We start from the raw sequence: 22255 nt of genomic DNA on the forward strand, positions 1-22255 counted from the left end.
CACGAACCGGACCCTCACCAACCCTGAAACACGGACGTGAGGTCAAGTTCACGCACGGGTCACAGCGTGCAGCGCCCCCGCAACATGGTTTTCCTATCTTTGGGCTTCCCCAGAGATCAGGAGGCCACTCGTGACCAGCTTGTCGGATACCGGCGCTGCCACGGCGCCCACCGGTGCCCCCGGTGCAGTCGCTCGTAAGCACCACATCACGAACTGGGACGCGGAGGATGTCGAGGCCTGGGAGGCCGGCGGCAAGCACATCGCCCGCCGCAACCTGATCTGGTCCGTCGTCGCGGAGCACGTCGGCTTCTCCATCTGGTCCATCTGGTCCGTGATGGTGCTCTTCATGCCGATGGCGCAGTACGGCATCGACCCGGCCGGGAAGTTCTTCCTGGTGGCCGTGCCGACATTGGTCGGCGCAATCCTGCGAATCCCGTACACGTTCGCCACCGCGAAGTTCGGCGGCCGCAACTGGACGATCTTCAGCGCCCTCGTGCTGCTGATCCCGACCGTGCTGACGCTGTACTTCATGATGAATCCCGCCTCGTACACGACGTATCTCGTCGTGGCCGCGTTCGCGGGACTGGGCGGCGGCAACTTCGCCTCCTCGATGACCAACATCAACGCCTTCTATCCCCAGCGTGAGAAGGGGTGGGCTCTCGGACTGAATGCAGGCGGCGGCAACATCGGTGTCCCCGTCATCCAACTCATCGGGCTCCTCGTCATCGCGACGGTGGGCAACACCGCACCCGAGATCGTGTGCGCCGTCTACCTCGTCCTGATCGCGGTCGCCGCCGTGGGCGCGGCCCTGTACATGGACAACCTGGACAACCAGAAGACCAACGGCCGCTCCATGATCGACGTGCTGCGTTTCTCCGACTCGTGGTGGATCGCGTTCCTCTACATCGGTACGTTCGGGTCGTTCATCGGCTACAGCTTCGCGTTCGGGCAGATCCTGCAGATCAACTTCCTCGCCGGTCTGGCCGACGGGGGTGCGGTCACCCCGGCCATGCAGGCACAGGCCTCCCTGCACGCCGCTCAGATCGCGTTCATCGGCCCGCTCCTCGGTTCCCTGTCCCGACCGATCGGCGGCAAGTTCGCCGACCGCGTCGGCGGCGGCCGCATCACGATGTACACCTTCGTCGCGATGATCTTCTCCGCCGGCATCCTGGTCGCGACGTCGATGACGGACGACGCCACGGCCGGAGCGGCGACCGGATCGATGATGGTGTTCTACGTCGTCGGCTTCATCCTGCTGTTCGTGCTCTCGGGGCTCGGTAACGGCTCCGTCTACAAGATGATCCCGGCGATCTTCGCGTCGAAGTCGACGTTGCTGGTGGGGATGTCGGCCACCGAGCAGGCCGCGTGGTCCCGCCGGATGTCCGGTGCGCTCATCGGTATCGCCGGTGCGATCGGCGCGCTCGGTGGAGTGGGCATCAACCTGGTCCTGCGCGCGTCGTACTCGGGCGCGGAGAAGTCGGCGACGTCCGCCTTCTGGGTCTTCCTCGTCTTCTACGTCCTCTGCGCCGCGGCCACGTGGGCCGTGTACCTCCGCCGATCCGGCGCGCGTACCGCGAACGAGCAGGACGTGGTCACCGTATGACCGTCGCTGCATCCGTGCCGGAGACCCTTCGGCCACCGGCCACCCGAGCAGGAACGGCGACGCACTGCCCGTACTGCGGGCTGCAGTGCGCGATGACCGTCACCGGCACGGATGCAGCGAGCGCCGGGATCGAGGCCCGCCAGTTCCCGACCAACAAGGGTGGTCTCTGCCAGAAGGGGTGGACCGCCGCCGAGGTGCTGCGAGTGCCCGGCAGGCTCACCACACCACTGGTGCGTGTCGACGGGGAACTCGTCCCGACGACCTGGGACGCCGCACTCGACGCGGTGGCCACGACGCTTCGACGCGTCCGGGCCGAGCACGGCGCCGACGCGGTCGGGATCTTCGGGGCGGGCGGGCTGACCAACGAGAAGTCCTACATGCTCGGCAAGTTCGCCCGTGTCGCGCTGGGCACGTCGAACATCGACTACAACGGGCGGTTCTGCATGTCGTCGGCCGCGGCCGCCGGCAACAAGTCGTTCGGAATCGACCGAGGACTGCCGTTCCCGTTGGCGGACATCGGTTCCGCGCGGGCCGTGCTGGTGCTGGGCGGCAACGTCGCGGAGACGATGCCCCCCTTCGTGCAGCATCTCCGGACCGCCGCCGACGCGGGCGGGCTCATCGTCGCCGACCCACGGCGCACCGCGACGGTGGACCGGGCGGTGTCCGCCGGCGGAGTGCACCTGCAACTGTCGCCGGGCACCGACCTGGCCCTCGCACTGGGCCTGGTGCACCTGGCAGTGGTCGAGGGGTACGCCGATCGCGACTACATCGACTCACGCACCGAGGGTTTCGACGAGTTCTGGACGGCGGCGGCGCAGTGGTGGCCGGAGCGGACCGAGCGCGTCACCGGCGTTCCCGTCGCTCGCCTGCGGGAGACGGTGCGGTTGCTGGCGCAGTCACGGGACGCGGGTACGGGCGCCTACGTGCTCACCGCCCGTGGCGCCGAACAGCACGCGTCCGGAACCGACACGGTCTCGGCCGTCATCGGACTCTCTCTCGTGCTGGGGCTGTGCGGACGACACGGAACCGGATACGGCTGCATCACCGGCCAGGGCAACGGACAGGGCGGACGCGAGCACGGGCAGAAGGCGGACCAGCTTCCCGGATACCGCAAGATCACCGATCCCGCAGCGCGTGAACACATCTCCGCCCTCTGGGGTATCGAGGAGTCCGCACTCCCGGGTGCGGGACTGAGCGCCTACGAACTGCTCGACGCCCTCGGCACCCCCGGTGGTCCCCGCGCGCTCATGGTGCACGGCTCGAACATCGCCGTCTCGGCCCCGCGGGCCGGTCACGTCGTCGACCGGCTCGCCTCACTCGAGATGCTCGTCGTCACCGATTTCGTGCTCTCCGAGACTGCCGCGATGGCCGACGTCGTGCTGCCGACGCTGCAGTGGGCCGAGGAGGAGGGCACCATGACCTCCCTCGAGGGCCGCATCCTGCGCCGGCGCAGGGCCGTGGACGCTCCCGAGGGCGCGCGCGGGGAGCTCGACATCCTCGCCGATCTCGCCGTTCGCCTGGGCCAGCCCGCCGACCGCTTCCCCCGCGACGCACGGACGGTGTTCGAGGAGTTGCGCCGAGCGTCCCGCGGTGGCATCGCCGACTACTCGGGCGTGACCTACGAGCGTCTCGACGCCGGGGAGGCGCTGCACTGGCCGGTACCGTCGGAGACGCACGGCGGCACACCGAGACTGTTCCTCGATCGTTTCGAGACACCCACCGGACGAGCACGTTTCGTCACGGTCGACCAGGTCGGGCCCGCAGAACCCACCGATGCCGACTTTCCTCTCCTCGCGACGACGGGGCGGGTGCTCACGCACTACCAGTCCGGTGCGCAGACCCGGCGCGTACCGTCCCTGTCGGAGGCGGCAGGCCCGATGTTCGTCCAGGTCCACCCGGATACCGCCGGTCGCGCGGGGCTCGAGGACGGCGACGACGCGGACGTCGTCTCGCGCCGCGGAACGGTCGTCGCCCGCGTGCGGTGCGACGCGTCGATGCGGCTCGACACGGTGTTCCTGCCGTTCCACTTCGCCGATGCGGCGCGCGCCAACCTCGTGACCAACCCGGCACTCGATCCCACCAGCCGGATGCCCGAGTTCAAGGTCTGCGCGGTGCGCATCGCCGCGCACCTGGTCGGCGCGACGGACGGGGAGACGGCATGAGTGCACCTCATCGCGTCGTCGTGATCGGGAACGGCCTCGCCGGTGCCCGGTTGCAGGAGGAGATCCACCGACGCGACGCGGATGCGGCCCGCGTCCAGGTGGTCGTCTACGGCGACGAGAATCACGCCGCGTACAACCGCATCCTGCTCTCCAACGTGGTCGCCGGGCACCTGACCCCGAGGGACACTCGAATCAAGCCCGAGAACTGGTGCGAGCGCAACGGTCTGGAGACGCACATCGGGGTCGCGGTCACGTCGATCGATCGCGAGCGCCGCACGATCACGCGCTCGGACGGGTCCACGGACACCTACGACACGCTCGTCCTCGCCACCGGCTCGCGGTCCTTCCTGCCGCCCGCGCCCGGCATGACCGACGCGGACGGTCACCCCGCGGACGGTGTGGTGGCGTTCCGCACTCTCGCCGACTGCGACGCCATCACCGCAGCAACGGGACCCGGTTCCCGCGTCGTCGTGATCGGCGCCGGGCTTCTCGGCATCGAAGCCGCACGCGGCGCCCTCATGCGCGGATCGGACGTCACCATCGTCCACCCCCGCGCGTATCCGATGGAGAAGCAGATGGACGCCGGTGGCGGCGCCGTGCTGACCCGAGTGTTGCGAGAGCTGGGGATGGACGTGGCGCTGGGCGCTCGGGCCGAGGCTCTGCGTACCGCGCCCGACGGCACGCGCGAACTCGTGTTGTCCGACGGCAGCGCGTTGCCCGCCGACCTGGTCGTCGTCGCGGCCGGGATCCGTCCGAACATCGACCTCGCCGTCGCGGCCGGGCTCGACGTCGACCGCGCTGTCGTCGTCGACGACGACCTGCGCACCTCCGACCCGCACATCCGCGCGATCGGCGAGTGCGCCCAGCACCGCGGTGAGGTCTACGGCCTGGTCCAGCCCGCCTGGGAAATGGCCGGGGTGGTCGCGGACCAGCTGTGCGGCAGCGCGTCCCGCGCCGAGTACCACGGCACCGCGCAGATCACCCGCCTCAAGGCGCACGACGTCGACCTCGCCTCGATGGGCGAGATCGACGTCGACCCGAACGACACCGAGTCCGAGGTCCTGGTCATGAGCGACCCCACCCGCGGCCGGTACGCGAAGGTCGTCGTCCGCAAGGACCGCCTGGTCGGCGCGGTGATGCTCGGCAACCCGGAAGTCGTCGGAACGCTCAGCCAGTACTTCGACGGCGGATCGCTCGTCCCCGTCGACCGTATGACCCTGCTGCTCGGGCACCTCGTCGGTGGACCCACCGAGAGCGCCAACCCGTCGACCATGCCCGACGCAGCCGTGATCTGCCGCTGCAACACCGTCACCAAGAAGCACTTGGTCAGCGCGTGGCGCGGCGGTGCCCACACCCCCGAGGCCATGGCCGAGAAGACCCGCGCCACCACCGGTTGCGGTAGCTGCGTGGGTGTCGTCGACGGCCTCTGCGACTGGCTGCACCGAGCGGATCCCGTCCCCGACAACGACCGGCCTCCGGCCTTCCCGGTCCCCGACAACGACCGGCCTCCGGCCTTCCCGGTCACCGCATGACCGACCCGAGTCACACCACCCGTTCACCGTTTCCCGAGGAGATTGTCATGACCGACCAGACCGCTCACCGCACAGTCGTGGTGGTGGGACACGGAATGGTGGGCCACCGGTTCGTCGAGGCGCTGCGCGCACGCGACACGGCCGGCGAGTGGTCCGTCACCGTCCTCTGCGAGGAGGCCCTCCCCGCCTACGACCGCGTCGGGCTCTCGTCCTACGTCGGCGCCTGGGACCACAAGGAACTCGCGTTGGCGGGCAACGACTATGTCGGGGACACCGCGGTGACCCTGCGTACCGGCGTGCGGGCCGAGTCGATCGACCGCGACGCTCGGGTGGTCACCACCTCGGACGGTGCGGTGGTGCCGTACGACGCGCTGGTCATGGCCACGGGGTCCTACCCGTTCGTCCCCCCCATCGCGGGGCACGACCTCGATCGCTGCTTCGTCTATCGCACGATCGACGACCTGGATCGTATCCGCACCTGCGCCGACGCGGCCGGCCCCGGCGCAGTGGGAGTGGTCGTCGGCGGCGGCCTGCTCGGTCTCGAGGCCGCGAACGCCCTGAAGCAGATGGGCATGACGCCGCACGTTGTGGAATTCGCGCCGCGACTGATGCCGCTGCAGGTCGACGAGGGCGGCGGTGCGGTCCTGGCGAAGCTCGTCACCGAGCTCGGTGTCACCGTCCACGCCGGTGTCGGCACCTCGGCCATCGCCGAGAACGATCACGGCATCGACGTCACTCTGGCGGACGGCAGCGTCATCGACGCCGCCCTGCTGGTGTTCTCGGCGGGTGTCCGCCCGCAGGACGCTCTCGCCCGTACAAGCGGCCTCCCGGTCGGCGAGCGTGGTGGCATCCTCACCGACATCGGTTGCCGTACCGAGGATCCCGCGATCTACGCCATCGGCGAGTGTGCGGCCATCGAGGGCCGGTGCTACGGCCTCGTCGCTCCGGGGTACTCCAGCGCGGAGGTCGTCGCCGATCGGCTCGTCGGCGGTACCGCCGAGTTCCCGGGCGCGGACCTCTCGACCAAGCTCAAACTGCTCGGTGTCGACGTCGCCAGTTTCGGGGACGCGATGGGCGCCACCGAGGGCGCACTCGAGGTGGTGCTCAACGATGCCGCGAAGGGCACCTACGCCAAGCTCGTGCTGTCGGACGACGCGAGGACTCTGCTCGGCGGCATCCTCGTGGGGGACGCGTCGGCGTACGCGACGCTGCGCCCGCTCGTCGGCCGCGAACTCCCGGGCGATCCGGCTGCACTGATCTCGCCGAGCGGCGAGAAGCTCGGCGCCGGAGCGCTTCCCGACGATGCCGAGGTGTGCTCGTGCAACGGTGTGGACAAGGGGACCATCTGCTCGGCCATCGCTGCGGGCGCCTGCGACATCGCTTCGGTCAAGTCCTGCACCGACGCCGGCACCACGTGCGGTGGCTGTCTCCCCACGATCAAGCAGTTGCTCGCCGCGTCGGGCGTGGTCATGTCGAAGGCCCTGTGCGAGCACTTCTCCCAGTCGAGGCGCGAGTTGTTCGAGATCGTCGCCGGCGCGGGCATCCGCACGTTCTCCGGTCTCGTCGCCGCTCACGGCCGCGGCGCCGGTTGCGACATCTGCAAGCCGGTCGTGGCCTCGATCCTGGCGTCCACGTCCTCGGAACACATCCTCGACGGTGAGCAGGCTGCCCTGCAGGACACCAACGATCACTTCCTCGCGAACATCCAGAAGAACGGCACCTACTCCGTCGTTCCTCGTATGCCGGGTGGCGAGTGCACACCGGAGCAGCTCATCGTCATCGGTGAGGTCGCGCGCGACTTCGGGCTGTACACCAAGGTGACGGGCGGCCAGCGCATCGACATGTTCGGCGCACGCGTCGAGCAGCTCCCCGCCATCTGGAAGCGACTGGTCGACGCCGGCATGGAATCGGGCCAGGCGTACGGCAAGTCGCTGCGCACGGTGAAGAGCTGTGTCGGCTCGACCTGGTGCCGCTACGGCGTCCAGGACTCGGTGGGAATGGCCGTCGATCTCGAGAAGCGGTACCGCGGTCTGCGGTCGCCGCACAAGATCAAGTTCGGGGTGTCCGGTTGTGCGCGCGAATGTGCCGAGGCGCGCGGCAAGGACGTCGGCATCATCGCCACCGAGAGCGGATGGAATCTCTACGTCGGCGGCAACGGCGGCCAGTCGCCGAAGCACGCGCAACTCCTCGCGTCGGGGTTGGACGACACCACCCTCGTCCGGTACATCGACCGGTACCTCATGTTCTACGTGCGCACGGCGGACCGCCTGCAGCGCACGGCGCCGTGGGTCGAGAGTCTCGAGGGCGGACTCGACCACCTGCGCGCCGTCGTGTGCGAGGACAGCCTGGGTATCGCCGCGGACCTCGAGGCAGCGATGGCGTCGCACGTCGAGGGCTACAGGGACGAGTGGCGGGGTGTGTTGGAGGACGAGACCAAGCTCGCGCGCTTCGTCTCGTTCGTCAACGCCCCGGAGGAGTCCGACCCCACCGTCTCGTTCGACGAGTCCGGTGCCCGCAAGGTTCCGGTCCTGATGGGGATGCCGTCCGTTCCGGTCGGGTGAGTGGCGGTCATGTCGCCGTAACGGCCGAGTAACACCAGCCCCGTAGAACTGTCCCCAGGGAGGACCACCATGACTGTCATCGACTCAGCACCTCGCCATTCCACGACCGTGACCAGCGGCGACACCGACGAGTGGATCACCGCGCTCGCACTCTCGGAACTCACTCCGGGTCGGGGAGTCGCCGTGTTGCTGCCCTCCGGGGCGCAGGTGGCGTTGTTCCGCACCGGCGACGAGGAGCTGTTCGCCGTGAGCAACATCGACCCCTTCGGACGGGCCGCCGTGATGTCGCGCGGACTGGTCGGGGACCGCGGCGGCGAGCCGACCGTCGCGTCGCCGTTGCTCAAGCAGGTATTCTCGCTGGTGGACGGCCGTTGCCTCGACGACCCGGACACGACCTTGGCGGTACACGAGGTCACCGTGATCGACGGCGTCGTCGCAGTGTCCGCCCAGCCCTCGGGCGCATCGACCCAGACCTCGGGCACATCCGTCCGGCCGAGAAGTGGAACGGAGACGACATCCCCGTGATCGATCAGCCGACCTCGTCCGACGCTCCCCTCGCGGGGTTCACCGTGGGCGTCACCGCGGCTCGACGCGCCGACGAACTGGCCTCGCTGCTGGTACGGCGCGGAGCGAACGTGGTGCACGCCCCGGCGATCAGGATCATTCCGCTGTCGGACGATGCGGAGCTCGGTCGTCGTACCCGCGAGATCATCGAGTTTCCGCCGGCTGTCACCGTGGCCACCACGGGCATCGGTTTCCGTGGCTGGATGGAGGCCGCCGACGGGTGGGGCGACGCCGAGGAGCTCACTCGGGCCCTCGAGGGCACCCGCATCCTCGCCCGTGGGCCGAAGGCCAAGGGAGCCATCCGTGCAGCAGGTCTGCGCGAGGAGTGGTCACCGGAGTCCGAGTCGTCCGCGGAGGTGCTGGAACATCTGTTGGCGGAGGGCGTGGACGGCGTCCGCGTCGCGGTGCAACTGCACGGCGCCACCACCGAGTGGGAGCCGGTTCCGGACTTCTGCGAGGTGCTGCGGCAGGCCGGCGCGACGGTCATCCCGGTTCCGGTCTACCGCTGGGTGCAACCCGACGACTCGGCACCGATGGACCGCATGATCGAGGCCGTACTGTGTGGTGACCTCGATGCGGTGACCTTCACCAGTGCCCCCGCCGTGGCCTCGATGTTGATGCGCGCCAAGGAGAACGGTGTGCTGGAACCGATGCTGCAGTCGTTCCGCGATCGGGTGCTCGCCGTGTGCGTCGGGCCCGTGACCTCCGCTCCGCTCGACGTACTGGGTGTTCCCACGACGGCGCCCGCGCGGGCGCGTGTCGGAGCTCTCGTGCGCCACGTCGCCGACGAACTTCCGCGTCGAGCGGGCATCGTCCGGGCCGGCGGTCACGAGTTGCGCGTTCTCGGCGCGTGCGTCGTCGTCGACGGCACACCCAAGGCTCTGTCACCCGCGGGCATGGCCGTGCTGAAGACTCTCGCTCGCCGTCCCGGACAGGTGATCTCCCGCGAGGACCTGCTCGCCGCTCTGCCGGGTGGGGGCGGCGACACCCATGCCGTCGAGACGGCCATGGCGCGAGTGCGGTCCGCGCTCGGCGCACCCAGAGCGATCCAGACCGTCGTCAAGCGGGGATACCGCCTCGCCGTCGACGACAGCGCGGACGACCTGATCGACGCCGTGTCGAGTGCTCCGGGCGGCGGCCTCGGCCGGACGGGGGAGGCGTCGTGAGCGATCCTCGACTCGTCCTCGTCGCGCACGGCACGCGCAACCCCGCCGGCGTCGAGGTGATCGCCGCGCTGGCCGACGCCGTGGCTCCGCACGTGGGCTCGGTGCGGGTCGCCTTCGTCGACGTGCTGGGACCCACTCCGTCGGAGGTCCTGCGCGATGTCGACGGTCCCGTCGTGGTCGTGCCCGCCTTCCTGGCCTCGGGCTATCACGTGCACGCGGACGTGCCCCGCGAAATCGCCGAGAGCGGTCACGACGACGTCCACGTCACCCGCGCACTGGGCCCGGATCTCGATCTCGCGCGGGTACTGCGTGACAGGCTCGAGCAGATCGGATGGACGACCGGCGATCGCATCGTCCTCGCCGCGGCGGGCTCCTCCGACGTGCGGGCCCTCGACGACGTGCACACCGCGGCGGATCAGCTCGCCGCCGTCACCGGATCGGCGGTCACCGTCGCCTACGTCGCCACAGGCGAGCCGCGCGCGGCGGACCTGGTCCCCACTCTGAAGGCCACCGGGGAGAAGGTCTTCGTCGCCTCGTACCTGTTGGCGCCCGGCCTCTTTCACACGAGGTTGCAGTCCGCTGGAGCGGACGGTGTCACCGAACCGCTGGGGCTGCACGGGGGAGTGGTGCAGCTGCTCGTCGATCGCTACCGCGAGGGTGCCGACGTCATCTCTGCGGCAGCGGCACGATCTCGACGGGAGCGCCCGGACTCCGGCCCGCAGTGACGACGGCGATGCCGTCACGGCCCACCAGCGCCGCGAGATGTGCTGTACGCACGGAGCTCTCGCACCGCCAGGTACCCGCGCCGAGGTAGGACGCGGGCAGGGCTCGAGTGACGTCACCGGCATCGACCTCGGTGGCCAGTGTTCCGGTCAGCGGTATCGGGACGGACCGTCCGGTCAAGGCCGCGGCGATGGCGGGGCCGAGCAGCATCACCGTGGTGACGGCGGCATACGGATTGCCCGGGACACCCAGGACCACGCGATGATCGGGCAGCTCCGAGACGGAGGCGGAACCGCCGGGGCGGCAGGCGAGTCCGTCGACGACACGGTGTGCTCCGGCGCGTCGAAGTGCGTCGTCCAGTCGATCCGCGGCGCCGCCGCCGGTCGCGCCGATGATGACTACGACGTCCGGCGGTGCGGAGTCCGCACCGCCGTGGATCGCCGCGTCGAAGGCATCGTCGGTGTCGGCGCAGTGCGCGACGTCGGCGAGTGCGAACCCGCACGACCGTAGGTACGTCGGCATGACCGGCCCGATGGTGTCGCGGATGCGCCCGGCCGCCGGCGCGGTGTCGTCGCCGATCTCGTCGCCCGTGAGAACGAGTCGGACGGTCGGGGCGGGGCGTGTCGACGCCCGGATCACGCCGGCAGAGAGCGCGGCCGACACGACGGCGGGGGAGATCACGGTGCCCGCCGGCGCGAGTTCGCTTCCGCCGTCCCAGTCCTCGGCGATACTGCGGGCGTCGTTGCGCACGGGTGCGCCGTCCGACCGGTGGAGCAGACCGTCGTCGTCGAGAACGACGAACTCGTCGCGGACCACGCCCGACTCCGCCGGAACCGCTGCGCCGGTGGCGATGCGCACCGCGTGGCCGGTGTCGAGGACGACGTCGTCGGTGGCGCCGGCGACCACCACGGCGTCGTCGACGTGCCAGGGTCCGTCGCCGCACACGGCGTAGCCGTCCATCGCGGACGTGACGAAGCTCGGAAACGGGCGTGCGGCGATCAGCGGCTCCGCGAGCGTGCCGCCGAGGCTGTCGGCCAGCGACGCGGTACGAGGTGCGATCGCGGTGAGTCTGCTCCCCACGAGGAGGCGCGCCACCTCGACGGAGGGGCGTCTCGACGCGGTGCGGACGGCCGCGAGTTCGGTGGGCGTGTCCACGTCGTCGATGCCGGTGAGCGCCACGGTGCCCACGACGTCCGGCAGGGCGTCGCGGATGGACGGGCCGCGCTCGGCGTCCGCCGGACAGCGTGCGAGCGCGGCGGTGACGCCTCGAACGAGGGCGTCGCGACGCCAGGCGCCCACGAGGTACTGGGTGCGACCGGTCGAGTCGGTTCCGAACACTGCTTCGACTGTCGTGTCTCGCAGCAGTTCTCGCACGAGCAGTCGGAGTGCAGGCTCGGTGATGTACGGCAGGTCGGCGGACAGGGTCAACACGACGTCGTTCTCCCGCGGACCGTCACCGTCGTCGACGGTGACGGCCAGCCCGGCCGCCAACGCACGTACCGGGCCTCCGAACGGCGGGTCCTCGCGGGTGCGGCGGACACGCCTCGGTCCCGGCGGGTCGGCAGTCACGTCGTCCGGTCCGACGAGGACGGTGACGGTGCAGAACGACGTCGCTCCCAGCACCCGATCGACGAGGGTGACTCCGTCCACGAGCGCGGCAGGCTTGGTGGTTCCCTGCATCCGTGAGCTGCGTCCGCCGGCGAGTATCAGCGCGTCCGTGCGCGCTGTGCGTCCCGACATGTGATCCACAGTAGTGGAGGCGACGCGGCAGCCTCATCGACCGGTGGTGGACACGGGCCGACTGCGCGGTGGGCCCTCGAGAGAGTGGCGACCGCCGCCCGCGACGGCGACGGCGCCGAACCCGATGCTGAGAGTGGACAGGGCCAGAAGTGTTCCGATGACGATCATGGACAGAGTCTCGACCGGCGAAAGGCCTGATGGAGCAGTCCACTGGACTCGAGTGGACTGTGGCATAGTGGCGGCATGGCATCCACTCCCGCACGGCTGCGCGACGGGTTGTCGGCGCGCGCACTCGCCGCCGCGATCGACATGACCGCCGTCGCGCGGGACAGTCGGTCCCTGTACCTCGGACTCGCGCAGGAACTGCACCGTCTCGTCGAGGAAGGCGCGGTGGCCGCCGATGCCCGCCTGCCCGCGGAGCGCGTCCTCGCGTCGGTGCTGGGGGTCAGCCGGGTGACGGTCGCGTCGGCCTATCGCGAACTCCGTGAGCACGGCATCGCGGTGTCGGTGCACGGGGCGGGCACCTTCGTCGTTCCGCGCGGGGACAGTCAGCCGTGGGGCGGCATCCTGCGCGGCACCCAACCGGGCGTGCTCGAATTCGTCAACGCCGCGCCGCCGGCCTCGGCCCTGCTGGGACCCGCTTACGACGCTGCTGCCCGCGCGCTGAGCACGACGGGCCTGCACGTCGGCTACGTGCCCACCGGTGTGGGCCGACTGCGCGAGGCGATCGCCCGGTACTACTCCGCTCGCGGGCTCCCCACCAGCGCCGACCAGATTCTCGTGACCGCTGGCGCCAGCGATGCGTTGCACGCCGTGATCGACACCTTCGTCGAACAGGGCAATCGTGTGCTGACCGAACACCCGACCTACCCGGGCGCCATCGACATGGTGCGAGCCGTGGGTGGCAAGTGTGTTCCGGTGGCCATCGATCCGGATGATCCCGACACGTTCGTGGAGAACATGGACAGGGCTGCGCGGCAACATGATCCGGTACTGGCCTACCTGATGCCCGACCACTCCAACCCGTCCGGAGCGGTGTTGCCCGAGACGTCCCGGCGTCGGCTCGCGGCCACGCTGCATCGGCACGCCGTGGTGACCGTGGTGGACGAGGCGTCGGCCGACCTCCGTCTCGACGGCGACGCCGACGTCGAGCCGTTCGGCGCACCGGTCCCGGACCGCGCCTGCATCACCGTCGGATCGTTGAGCAAGACCGTGTGGGGCGGGCTGCGGGTGGGGTGGGTGCGCGCGGACCCGGTGCACCTGGCGCGCGTGGCCACGACCTACGCGAGGCGGCAGCTCTCGGTGTCGATGATGGATCAGTACACGGCCGTGGAACTGTTCGGCGAGTACGACGCGGTGGTGGCGCACCGCGCCGATCAGCTGCGGGCGGGTCGCGACACGGCGATGGCGGCCGTGACGCGGTCGCTGCCGGGCTGGACGTTCCACCGGCCGCGCGGCGGACTGTCGCTGTGGTGCACGCTGCCATCGGGCGTCCGGTCCACGGACCTGGTGGAATCGGCCCGCGGTCGCGGACTGCTGCTCGCCCCCGGATCACGCTTCGGGACGGGATACGCCTTCGACGAGTGCCAACGCATCCCGTTCTCCCGCAGCCCCGAGGAGATCGAGGACGCGGTCGCCGTCCTCGCGGAACTGGTGGGAGCGGGAGTCGATGCCGGGCCCCGCGAGAGCGTTCCGTCGCACGCCGTCCCCGAAGCGATGGTCTGACACTCGATCAGGGCTCGTGGCGGTACCGGACCGACGCCAGAGCGATGCGGCCGTCGACGGACGACACCCCCTCCTCGGCCAGCGCCGCGAGTTGACGTGTCACGAGGTGGGGAGCCGGGCGGCCGTCGGCACGGATGACCCGGTGCCACGGCAGATCGGAGGAGTCCGTCCGCATGATCCACGCGACGATGCGTGGGCTTGGCAGTCCGACGACCCGGGCGATGTCGCCGTACGTGGTGACACTGCCCGCGGGGACTGCGGCCACGACGGCGCGCACGGCCTCGACCTGTTCGTCGGTGATGCGGCTCACGACGTCGTCACGCGTCGGATCATCTCGTCGACCAGAGCTGCCGATTCGGGACCCTTCGCCTGCGGCACCATGTGGTCGCAGTCCAGGTCGACGATCCGCACGTCCGGCGACGAGCGGACGAGTGCGTCCCGGAACTCCGGTGTGAGGTACGGCGGGTCCACCCGCGCGGCGCGCACGACGGTGACCGGAATGTCACCGGGCGGCAGCACGAACGGGCGCGCGAGCTCGCCCCACGACGCGACGACGGCGGCCGTCGACGTCCGCCATCGCACTCGCCCGTCGTCGGTGTCCACCAGGTGCTCGGCGATCTCCTCGTCGACGAGAGCCGGGTGGACGTCGGACCACGCACCGTGGAGCTTCTCCGAGCGTGCCTCCGCGGCATCGGTGTAGTCGTCGTACAGCACCGTCGACTGCGCCGTCTCCAGCATCGAGTCCGGCGGCAGGCCGATGGCGGGATCGAGCAGCACCAGTCCCGCGACGAGCGACGGGAACGACCTCGCGAGATGGATCGCGAGCGCGCCCCCGTAGGAGTGGCCGACCACGACGACGGGCCCGGCCGAGTGGGCCCGTAGGACGTCGGCCAGCCGATCGACCTGGCGCTCGATCGACCACGGCGGAGTCCACGGTGCCCTGCCGTGACCCACCAGGTCCGGAGCGACGACGCGGGCCTCGGGCAGGTGCTCGCTCCACCGATGCCAGCGCCTGCCGTGGCCGGTCATGCCGTGGATCGCCAGGACCACCGGTCCGGACGCCGGGCCGTACACGGCGACGTCGTCGGCATCCGTCGTGGGGGCGGGGGATTCGGAGGTCGTCGGCATGGGGTCTCCTGAGCGGTCGAGTGTCGACGCGGTGGCGGAACCGAGTCGGTCTCGGAGAGGGGGCTGTGTGGGAACTGGGGGTGTGTCGGACTCCCATGATGCAATGCGCCTCATGAACGACGACGGCGCGGGCACCACCGGAGACGCGGCTGTCACCCGTGGCGGTATCCGGCTGGTGCGCCGGACGCACCGTGTCGCGCAGGTGCGCACGTGGCCGCAGGAGTGTGCGCCGCTGGTCGCGCCGAGTGAGCCCGGCGACTCCCGGCCGTGGCAGGTTCTGGGCGGTCCGGGCACCGGGAAGACCGCGCTCGTCGCCGATGTGGCGGTGGCGCGGATGACGGCGCCGGGAAGCGATCCGGAGTCGGTCCTGGTGCTCACGCACTCGCGTCAGGCGGCCGTCGACATGCGCGAGCAGATCACCGCCGGGCTGTTGGGCGTGTCCTCCGAGCCCCGCGCGACACGCGAGCCACTCGTACGCACGGTGCACTCGTACGCCTTCGCCGTGCTGCGGTTGCAGGCGTCCGCCTACGGCAATCCGCCGCCGCGTCTCCTCACCAACGCGGAGCAGGACTCCGTGATCCGCGAGATGCTCCGCGGTGAGATCGCGGACGGCGCCGCCCGGTGGCCGGAGCGCGTGCGCCCGGCGCTCGGACTGGTGGGCTTCGCGTCCGAGCTCCGTGATCTCGTCCTGCGCGCCGCGGAACGCGGGCTCGGTCCGGAGGACCTGATCGCGTGGGGGCGGAAGCACTCTCGGCCCGAGTGGGTAGCTGCGGGCAAGTTCGCCGCACAGTACGAACAGGCGATGTTGCTTCGAGGATCGGTCGGCGTCGAGACTCCGGAGGCCACGTCGCCCGGACTGGACGCGGCCGAGCTCGTGGGTGCAGCGCTCACGGCGTTCGCGACGGATCCGGACCTGCTCGTCTCCGAACGTCGGCGCATCCGCCACGTGCTGGTGGACGATGCCCAGCACCTCGATCCGCAGGCGGCCCAGCTGGTGCGGCTGCTCTCCGCCGGTGCGTCGTCCACCGTCGTCGCCGGCGATCCCGATCAGGCGGTCTTCTCCTTCCGCGGCGCGGACGCGCACTTCCTCACCGATCTGGACGACGGGCACGGTGGTCGTCGTGTCGTGTTGTCCCGCAACCACCGTTCGGACTCCGGTGTCGCCTCGGTGCAGCGGGCGATCACCGCGCACCTGTCCGGTCGGGTCGCACACCGTGTCGGCACGCAGTTCCGCGACGACAGGGCGGAGGACGAACACCCGTCGGCCGAGGAGGAGACCCGCGCGGTTCCGCCGGTGCGGGTGGTCGTCGCGTCCTCGACGGCGAAGGAGGCCACCGCCATCGCCGACAGGTTCCGCCGCGCGCATCTCGCCGACGGCGTGCCCTGGTCGGAGATGGCCGTCGTCGTCCGCTCCGTTCCGCGGTCGCTGCCGTCCCTGCGTCGCGCGCTGCACGCCGCGGGGGTGCCGGTGGTGTCGTCCGCCACGGCCGTGCCCCTGCATCGGCACCGTGGTGCGGCTGCCCTGCTGCTCGCGATGCGTGCGGTCGCCGCTGCCCGGTGCGCACCCGAGCGGTCGGCGGCGGTGTTCTCCGACGACGCTGCGTTGGCACTGCTCGAAGGTCCCATCGGAGGGGCGGATCCGCTCGCCGTCCGCAGACTGCGTCGCGGGCTACGGCGGGGCGACGTGGCCGAGGGCGGCGAGCGGGACTCGTCCGTGCTGCTGCGCGCCGCGATGATCGGCTCCTCGGTCGACCCGCTCGTCGCACGTCTGTCCGACGTCGAGAAGGCACCGCTCACCCGCGTCCGTGCCGTGGTCACGGCCATCGCGAAGGCGGTGGGCCCGGCCGGTCGTCGCGTCGAGGACGCACTCTGGGCCGGGTGGCGTGCCACCAGGCTCGAACGCCGGTGGGTGGCGTCGTCCGGCCGGGGTGGGCCTCTCGGCGTGCAGGCAGATCGGGATCTGGACAGCGTCGTCGCGTTGTTCGACGCCGCGGCCGCGTACGTCGACGCACTCCCGCGCGGCACCCTGGAGGGGTTCGTCGAGTACGTCACCGACCAGGAGGTTCCCGTGGGCGACGGGCGGCGTCCCGCGATCGTTCCCGACGCGGTGCGGATTCTGAGTGCCCATGCCGCGGTCGGGCGCGAGTGGGACGTCGTCGCGGTGGCGGGCGTACAGGAGGGACTGTGGCCCGCGCTGCGCCCGCGCGGATCGCTGCTCGGGGTCGAGGCCCTGGTGGATCTCGCCGCGGGTGTCTCCGACGGCGATCGCGAGTTGGACGATCGGGTCTCGCGGACCGCACCGTTGCTCGCGGAGGAACGTCGCCTGTTCCTGGTGGCGTGCAGCCGCGCACGGTCGAGCCTGCTCGTCACCGCCGTCGACTCGGTGACCGGTGGCGCGGACACCGTGCGGTCGAGGTTCGTGGACGACCTGCTCGCGTCCGATGCCGTGCGGTACTCGGACGTCGACGAGAGCGACTCCGGTGCCGGCCCCACCGCGCCTCTCGGCCGGGTGCTCGCGTTGCCCGCTCTGGTCGCCGAGCTGCGTGCGGTCGTGTGCGACCGTCGTGTCGCGGAGAACGACCCCGACCGCCGTGCGCGCGCCGCACGGCACCTGGCGCGACTGGCGCGGGAAGGGGTGCGCGGCGCCCACCCGGACGAGTGGTACGGGCTGTCCGGAACCAGTACCGAGTTGCCGCTGTGGGATCCGGCGGACGGGCCGGTGTCGTTGTCGCCGTCCACGGTGGAGGTGCTCACCGCGTGCCCGCTGCGGTGGGCGCTCGAACGCAACGGGGGCACCGACGGCGACACCGTGCACGCGGTCACCGGAACGCTGGTGCACACGCTGGTGCAGGCAGTGGCCGGTCGGGTGCCGCCGCACGAGGTGCGCAGAGAGCTGGAGAAAGCTTGGGTGGCAGTCGATCTCGGATCTGCGTGGTTCTCGCGCAAGGAGCTCGCACGTACCGCCACCATGATCGAGACGTTTCAGGAGTGGATGTCACGCTCACGCGGCGAGCTGACGGAGGCCGGTGTCGAGGTGCCGGTGGACGGGGTGTTGGAACCGCGCACGCCGGACGAGCCCGCCGTCGCGCTGCGCGGACGGATCGATCGGCTCGAACGTGACCCCGACGGACGACCCGTGGTCGTCGACGTCAAGACCGGTAAGAACGCGGCGACGGCCGCGGCGACGGCCGAGCACGCGCAGCTCGCGACGTATCAGGTGGCACTCGCCGCCGGTGCGGTCGAGGGCGAACCGGCCGGCAGTCCCGGCGGCGGGCGGTTGGTCTACGTCGCCAAGCCGCACACCAGGACCGGTGCCACCGAACGAGCGCAGGCAGCACTCACGGGGGAGACCCTCGAGCAGTGGCGCACCGTCGTCGTCGACGCGGCGCGTGCCACGCGGGGCCCGGTGTTCGAGGCTCGCGTCAACGACGGCTGTCGGCACTGCCCGATAGCGTCGTCCTGCCCGGCACAGGACAGAGGCAGGCAGGTGACCGAAGGATGAGAGACGTGGCCCGAGTGAGCCCCGCCGAGGTCGCCGTCGCTCTCGGCCAGTTCCCGCCCACCGACGAGCAGTCGGAGATCATCGCGGCTCCGCGCGGTCCGTTGCTGGTCGTTGCCGGCGCCGGTGCCGGCAAGACGGAGACCATGGCGGCGCGAGTGGTCTGGATGGTGGCCAACGGTCTGGTCCGGCCGGAGGAGGTGCTGGGCCTGACCTTCACGCGCAAGGCCGCCCAGCAGCTCACCACGCGCATTCGCCAACGGCTGGCCCGATTGGCCGGGTCCGACCTGCTGCGGCGTCTCGATCCGTCCGGTGAGCTGCGGCGCACCGTCCTGTCGGGCGAGCCCGAGGTGAGCACGTACCACTCGTACGCGGGCCGACTGCTCCAACGCCACGGCATGGTGCTGCCGCTCGAACCGTCCACGACTCTCGTGTCGGAGACCGAGCTGTGGCAGCTGGCCCACCGCGTGGTGGCCGCATGGGACGGCGACGTCCCACTGGACCGGGCACCGGCGTCGATCACGGAATCCGTGCTCGCCCTGTCCGGTCAGCTCGCCGAGCACCTGGTCGAACCGGGCGACCTGGGAGAGGCCCACACAGAGCTCGAGAAGCTGATCCACCATCTGCCACCGGGCCCGAAGCAGAAGAGCGGCGGTCCCACCAAGGACCTGCTGGGCATACTGCAGGTGCAGGAACACCGGCTCGATCTGCTGCCCCTGGTGGCGCGGCTCCACGAGGTCATGACCCGTGACGGACTGCTCGACTTCGGGCGGCAGATGTCCCTGGCCGCCCGTGTCGCGGCGGACCACCCGAACGTGGGCCGCGACGAGCGCACGCGGTGCCGGCTGGTGCTGCTGGACGAGTACCAGGACACCGGTCACGCGCAGCGCGTCCTGCTGTCCTCGCTGTTCGGGGGTGGCCGTGACTCCACTCTGACGGTGACGGCCGTCGGCGACCCGATGCAGTCGATCTACGGCTGGCGCGGTGCGTCCGCCGCGAACCTTCCCCGGTTCGCTACCGACTTCCCACGCTCGGCGCGCTACCCGGCCCCGGTGCGTCAGTTGTCGACCAGCTGGCGCAACCCGCCCGAGGCGCTCGCGCTGGCCAATGCGGTGGCTGCCCCGTTGCGCATGCGCGGTGTCGCGGTGGACGAGTTGCGCGCGCGTCCCGGTGCGGTGCCCGGCGATGTCCGGCTCGCGCTGACCACCACGGTGGACGACGAGCGCCGGTGGATCGCCGAGGCGATCGCGGGGGAGTACCGCACGGCGCGGGAGGACGGGCGCACGCCGCCCACCGCGGCGGTCCTGGTGCGGCGCAACGCCGATGCGGGGCCGATGGCCGAGGTTCTGCGCGGCGCAGGCCTGCCGGTCGAGGTCGTCGGACTCGGTGGGCTGCTCCGGACGCCCGAGGTCGCCGACCTCGTGGCGATGCTGCGGCTGGTGAGCGACCCGCTGGCCGGCAGCGCCGCCATGCGCGTTCTCACCGGCTCGCGCTGGCAACTGGGTGCCGCCGATCTGCGTGCCCTGTGGAGGCGAGCGCGGGAGATCGCGGCGCACACCGGCCGCGGGCGGACGGGCACGGTCACCGACGCCGAGGAGTTGGGGCGCGCGCTCGAGGACGGCATGCCCGGGGAGCGATCGGAACAGTCCGGGCTGGTGGACGCCCTGGCGGATCCGGGCGACCCGTCGCGCTACTCCGAGGCGGGACATCGGCGCATTCTCGCCCTCGGCGGGGAACTGCAGTCACTGCGCCACCGGCTCGGTCAGCCACTTCCCGATCTGGTCGCCGACGTCGAGCGAGTGCTCGGGATCGACGTGGAGGCGGGGGCGCGTCGTCCGTCGGGGGACGCGGGCGGGCGCGAGCATCTCGACGCCTTCGCCGAGGTGGTCGCGGAGTACGGCGATCAGCAGACGGCGACTCTCACCGGGCTGCTGTCCTTCCTGTCCGCCGCCGAGTCCGTCGAGGACGGCCTCGCGCCCGGCGAGGTCGACGTCGACCCGCACCGGGTGCAGGTGCTCACCGTGCACTCCGCGAAGGGTCTGGAGTGGGAGGTCGTGGCGGTACCGCACGTCTGCGAGAGCGTGTTCCCGTCCACCAGGTCGTCCGCGTCCTGGTTGGGCTCGGTGGCCGAGCTACCGCCGTCCCTGCGCGGTGACAGGGCGATTCCGGGTGACGACGCCGGGGGCGTCCCCGTTCTCGATCTCGAGGGCGCGACGCACCGCGGCGACATCGCCGACGCCGTCACCGAACACAAGGCTGCGCTCGCACGTCGCCGACTCGACGAGGACCGACGGTTGTTCTACGTCGCCCTCACGCGCACCGAGCGGGTGTTGCTGGTCTCGGCGCACCACTGGGCTCCCGGCGCCTCGTCGCCGAAGGGTCCCTCGTCGTTCCTCGCCGAACTGCACGGCCTCGTCGAGACCACCTCGGCGATCGGCGGCGCGGAGATCGGGACCGTGCAGCACTGGGAACCCACTCCGCCGGACGGAGCCGACAACCCCTACGCGACAGTCGAACTGACGGCACTCTGGCCGGCCGATCCGCTGGGTGCCCGCCGTGAGGACGTGATCATGGGGTCTGCAGCCGTGCGCGCCGCACTCGTCGAGTCGGCATCGGTCGAGGAATCGTCGTCCGAGAATCCGGACGACGACGATCCCGACGGGTGGGCGCGTGACGTCGAACTGCTTCTCGCCGAACGTGATGCGGTGTCGCGGCCGGAAACCGACGTCGTCGTGCCCGACACCATGTCGGTGAGCCAGGTGGTCCACCTCGTCGCGGATCCGGACGCCCTGGCATCGACGCTGCGGCGACCGGTCCCGTTCGCGCCCAACCCCTTGGCGCGTCGCGGCACCGCGTTCCACGCCTGGGTCGAACGACGCTTCGGGGCGACCCGCCTGCTCGACCTGGACGAGCTGCCCGGCGCGGCGGACGGCGCCTCGGCCGCCGACACGGACCTCGAGGAGCTGCAGCGTGCGTTCGACGCGTCACCGTGGGCGTTGCGCAGTCCCGTCGAGGTGGAGGTCCCGTTCGAGACGTCGGTCGGTGGAGTCGTGTTGCGGGGACGGATGGACGCCGTGTTCGCGGACTCCGACGGTGGCTGGACGGTGGTGGACTGGAAGACCGGCGCGCAGCCGACACCGGCCGAGGAACGTGCGGTGGCGATCCAGCTCGCCGCCTACCGACTCGCCTGGGCGGAGCTGATGTCGGCGACCCGCTCCGAGCCGGTGCCCCTCACCACGGTGCGGGCGGCCTTCCACTACGTGCGATCGGGAGTCACCGTGTCTCCGACGGATCTCCCGGACGCGGAACGGTTGGCGGAGATCATCTCCACGGCGGGCGCGGACCCGGCGACGTGATCAGCGCGCGTCGCGGTACACCTTCCAGGACTGCGTGATCAGCGGGATCTGCAGCGGCAGTCGAGCCACGACCCCCACCTTCATCGCGGTCGAGGTCTTCTCGCTCTGCAACCACGACGCGGCCATCTGCAGGTTGGCCGGGAACACGGCCACGAAGAAGGCGGCGGCCGCGGCGCCGGTCAGGCGACGAGTGCGGGGAACGATCAGTCCTGCCGCCAGTCCGAGCTCCGCCACTCCCGACACGTACGTGTACGTCCGCGGTGATCCGGGGAGCACGTGCGGCACCTGGGAATCGAACGGCGCCGGTGTGACGAAGTGCAGGACACCGGCTCCGCCGAGGAGGACCGCGAGTCGCTGCGCCGCCGTGTCCGCCGCCCGTCGGCGCGACGGGAGTCGAACGGAATCGAGCAGCGGCAGGGTACGGAGCGTCATGGTCGCAGCCTGCACCATCGTCTGCTCGTTGCCAACAGGACGGTGGAGCACCGGAGTTCTGCAG

Annotated in this window: 15 protein-coding genes; 10 read left to right on the plus strand and 5 right to left on the minus strand. The window is 70.9% G+C overall.

The genetic code is table 11. The features are described from left to right. Positions 1-130 precede the first annotated feature (130 nt). From OG947_RS21050 to OG947_RS21080, 7 genes are all read left to right on the plus strand, one after another. On the plus strand, positions 131-1603 hold the full coding sequence (locus tag OG947_RS21050; RefSeq protein ID WP_373425225.1) for a nitrate/nitrite transporter: 1473 nt from the start codon (positions 131-133) through the stop codon (positions 1601-1603). Further along, positions 1600-3765 (plus strand): molybdopterin oxidoreductase family protein, encoded by a 2166-nt coding sequence (locus tag OG947_RS21055; RefSeq protein WP_222638665.1) that lies wholly within the window; start codon positions 1600-1602, stop codon positions 3763-3765. The genes OG947_RS21050 and OG947_RS21055 overlap by 4 nt, the downstream gene beginning before the upstream one ends. After that, a complete protein-coding gene (locus tag OG947_RS21060; RefSeq protein ID WP_328812803.1) occupies positions 3762-5297 on the plus strand; it encodes an FAD-dependent oxidoreductase in 1536 nt (511 codons plus the stop codon). The genes OG947_RS21055 and OG947_RS21060 overlap by 4 nt, the downstream gene beginning before the upstream one ends. A 47-nt stretch (positions 5298-5344) precedes the next feature. Next, positions 5345-7858 carry a nitrite reductase large subunit NirB gene (gene nirB, locus OG947_RS21065; protein WP_328809906.1) on the plus strand — a complete coding sequence of 838 codons (2514 nt, stop codon included), beginning with the start codon at positions 5345-5347 and terminating at the stop codon, positions 7856-7858. 69 nt (positions 7859-7927) lie between these two features. Further along, on the plus strand, positions 7928-8383 hold the full coding sequence (nirD, locus tag OG947_RS21070) for a nitrite reductase small subunit NirD (RefSeq protein WP_051613601.1): 456 nt from the start codon (positions 7928-7930) through the stop codon (positions 8381-8383). After that, positions 8383-9588, plus strand: a complete 1206-nt coding sequence (locus OG947_RS21075; protein ID WP_442973139.1) for a uroporphyrinogen-III synthase — start codon at positions 8383-8385, stop codon at positions 9586-9588. Before nirD ends, OG947_RS21075 begins: the two co-directional genes overlap by 1 nt. Next, on the plus strand, positions 9585-10313 hold the full coding sequence (locus OG947_RS21080; RefSeq protein ID WP_328812804.1) for a sirohydrochlorin chelatase: 729 nt from the start codon (positions 9585-9587) through the stop codon (positions 10311-10313). Before OG947_RS21075 ends, OG947_RS21080 begins: the two co-directional genes overlap by 4 nt. Here the strand turns inward: OG947_RS21080 and OG947_RS21085 are convergent. Then, entirely contained in the window at positions 10255-12051 is a 1797-nt protein-coding gene (locus OG947_RS21085) for an NTP transferase domain-containing protein (RefSeq protein WP_328812806.1), read from the minus strand. The genes OG947_RS21080 and OG947_RS21085 overlap by 59 nt on opposite strands. 33 nt (positions 12052-12084) lie before the next feature. Further along, a complete protein-coding gene (locus OG947_RS21090; RefSeq protein ID WP_261769634.1) occupies positions 12085-12219 on the minus strand; it encodes a hypothetical protein in 135 nt (44 codons plus the stop codon). 75 nt (positions 12220-12294) lie between these two features. Between OG947_RS21090 and yczR the strand changes: the two genes are divergently transcribed. After that, positions 12295-13776 (plus strand): aminotransferase-like domain-containing protein, encoded by a 1482-nt coding sequence (yczR, locus tag OG947_RS21095; RefSeq protein ID WP_222638661.1) that lies wholly within the window; start codon positions 12295-12297, stop codon positions 13774-13776. Between the two features lie 7 nt (positions 13777-13783). Here yczR and OG947_RS21100 read toward each other — a convergent pair whose 3' ends face one another. Both OG947_RS21100 and OG947_RS21105 read right to left on the minus strand, forming a co-directional pair. Next, positions 13784-14086 (minus strand): MGMT family protein, encoded by a 303-nt coding sequence (locus OG947_RS21100; protein ID WP_222638660.1) that lies wholly within the window; start codon positions 14084-14086, stop codon positions 13784-13786. Next, positions 14083-14904 (minus strand): alpha/beta fold hydrolase, encoded by an 822-nt coding sequence (locus OG947_RS21105; protein WP_328812807.1) that lies wholly within the window; start codon positions 14902-14904, stop codon positions 14083-14085. The genes OG947_RS21100 and OG947_RS21105 overlap by 4 nt, the downstream gene beginning before the upstream one ends. A 112-nt stretch (positions 14905-15016) precedes the next feature. On the opposite strand from OG947_RS21105, the gene OG947_RS21110 reads away from it, so the two are divergent. Beyond that, positions 15017-18406 (plus strand): ATP-dependent helicase, encoded by a 3390-nt coding sequence (locus tag OG947_RS21110; RefSeq protein WP_328812808.1) that lies wholly within the window; start codon positions 15017-15019, stop codon positions 18404-18406. Continuing rightward, on the plus strand, positions 18403-21759 hold the full coding sequence (locus OG947_RS21115; RefSeq protein ID WP_328812809.1) for an ATP-dependent helicase: 3357 nt from the start codon (positions 18403-18405) through the stop codon (positions 21757-21759). Before OG947_RS21110 ends, OG947_RS21115 begins: the two co-directional genes overlap by 4 nt. Here OG947_RS21115 and OG947_RS21120 read toward each other — a convergent pair whose 3' ends face one another. After that, positions 21760-22191 carry a DoxX family protein gene (locus OG947_RS21120; protein ID WP_261769633.1) on the minus strand — a complete coding sequence of 144 codons (432 nt, stop codon included), beginning with the start codon at positions 22189-22191 and terminating at the stop codon, positions 21760-21762. It lies immediately after the preceding gene. Between the last annotated feature and the right edge of the window lie 64 nt (positions 22192-22255).

Source organism: Rhodococcus sp. NBC_00297 (genome assembly GCF_036173065.1).
Lineage (GTDB): Bacteria > Actinomycetota > Actinomycetes > Mycobacteriales > Mycobacteriaceae > Rhodococcoides.

What these genes read in the sequence shown, in the direction of transcription:
- nirD (WP_051613601.1), top strand. Translation starts at nt 7,928, where the DNA reads ATGACTGTCATCGACTCAGCACCTCGCCATTCCACGACCGTGACCAGC.
- yczR (WP_222638661.1), top strand. Translation starts at nt 12,295, where the DNA reads ATGGCATCCACTCCCGCACGGCTGCGCGACGGGTTGTCGGCGCGCGCA.
- OG947_RS21060 (WP_328812803.1), top strand. Translation starts at nt 3,762, where the DNA reads ATGAGTGCACCTCATCGCGTCGTCGTGATCGGGAACGGCCTCGCCGGT.
- OG947_RS21085 (WP_328812806.1), bottom strand. Translation starts at nt 12,051, where the DNA reads ATGTCGGGACGCACAGCGCGCACGGACGCGCTGATACTCGCCGGCGGA.
- OG947_RS21120 (WP_261769633.1), bottom strand. Translation starts at nt 22,191, where the DNA reads ATGACGCTCCGTACCCTGCCGCTGCTCGATTCCGTTCGACTCCCGTCG.
- nirB (WP_328809906.1), top strand. Translation starts at nt 5,345, where the DNA reads ATGACCGACCAGACCGCTCACCGCACAGTCGTGGTGGTGGGACACGGA.
- OG947_RS21110 (WP_328812808.1), top strand. Translation starts at nt 15,017, where the DNA reads ATGAACGACGACGGCGCGGGCACCACCGGAGACGCGGCTGTCACCCGT.
- OG947_RS21090 (WP_261769634.1), bottom strand. Translation starts at nt 12,219, where the DNA reads ATGATCGTCATCGGAACACTTCTGGCCCTGTCCACTCTCAGCATCGGG.
- OG947_RS21055 (WP_222638665.1), top strand. Translation starts at nt 1,600, where the DNA reads ATGACCGTCGCTGCATCCGTGCCGGAGACCCTTCGGCCACCGGCCACC.
- OG947_RS21115 (WP_328812809.1), top strand. Translation starts at nt 18,403, where the DNA reads ATGAGAGACGTGGCCCGAGTGAGCCCCGCCGAGGTCGCCGTCGCTCTC.
- OG947_RS21105 (WP_328812807.1), bottom strand. Translation starts at nt 14,904, where the DNA reads ATGCCGACGACCTCCGAATCCCCCGCCCCCACGACGGATGCCGACGAC.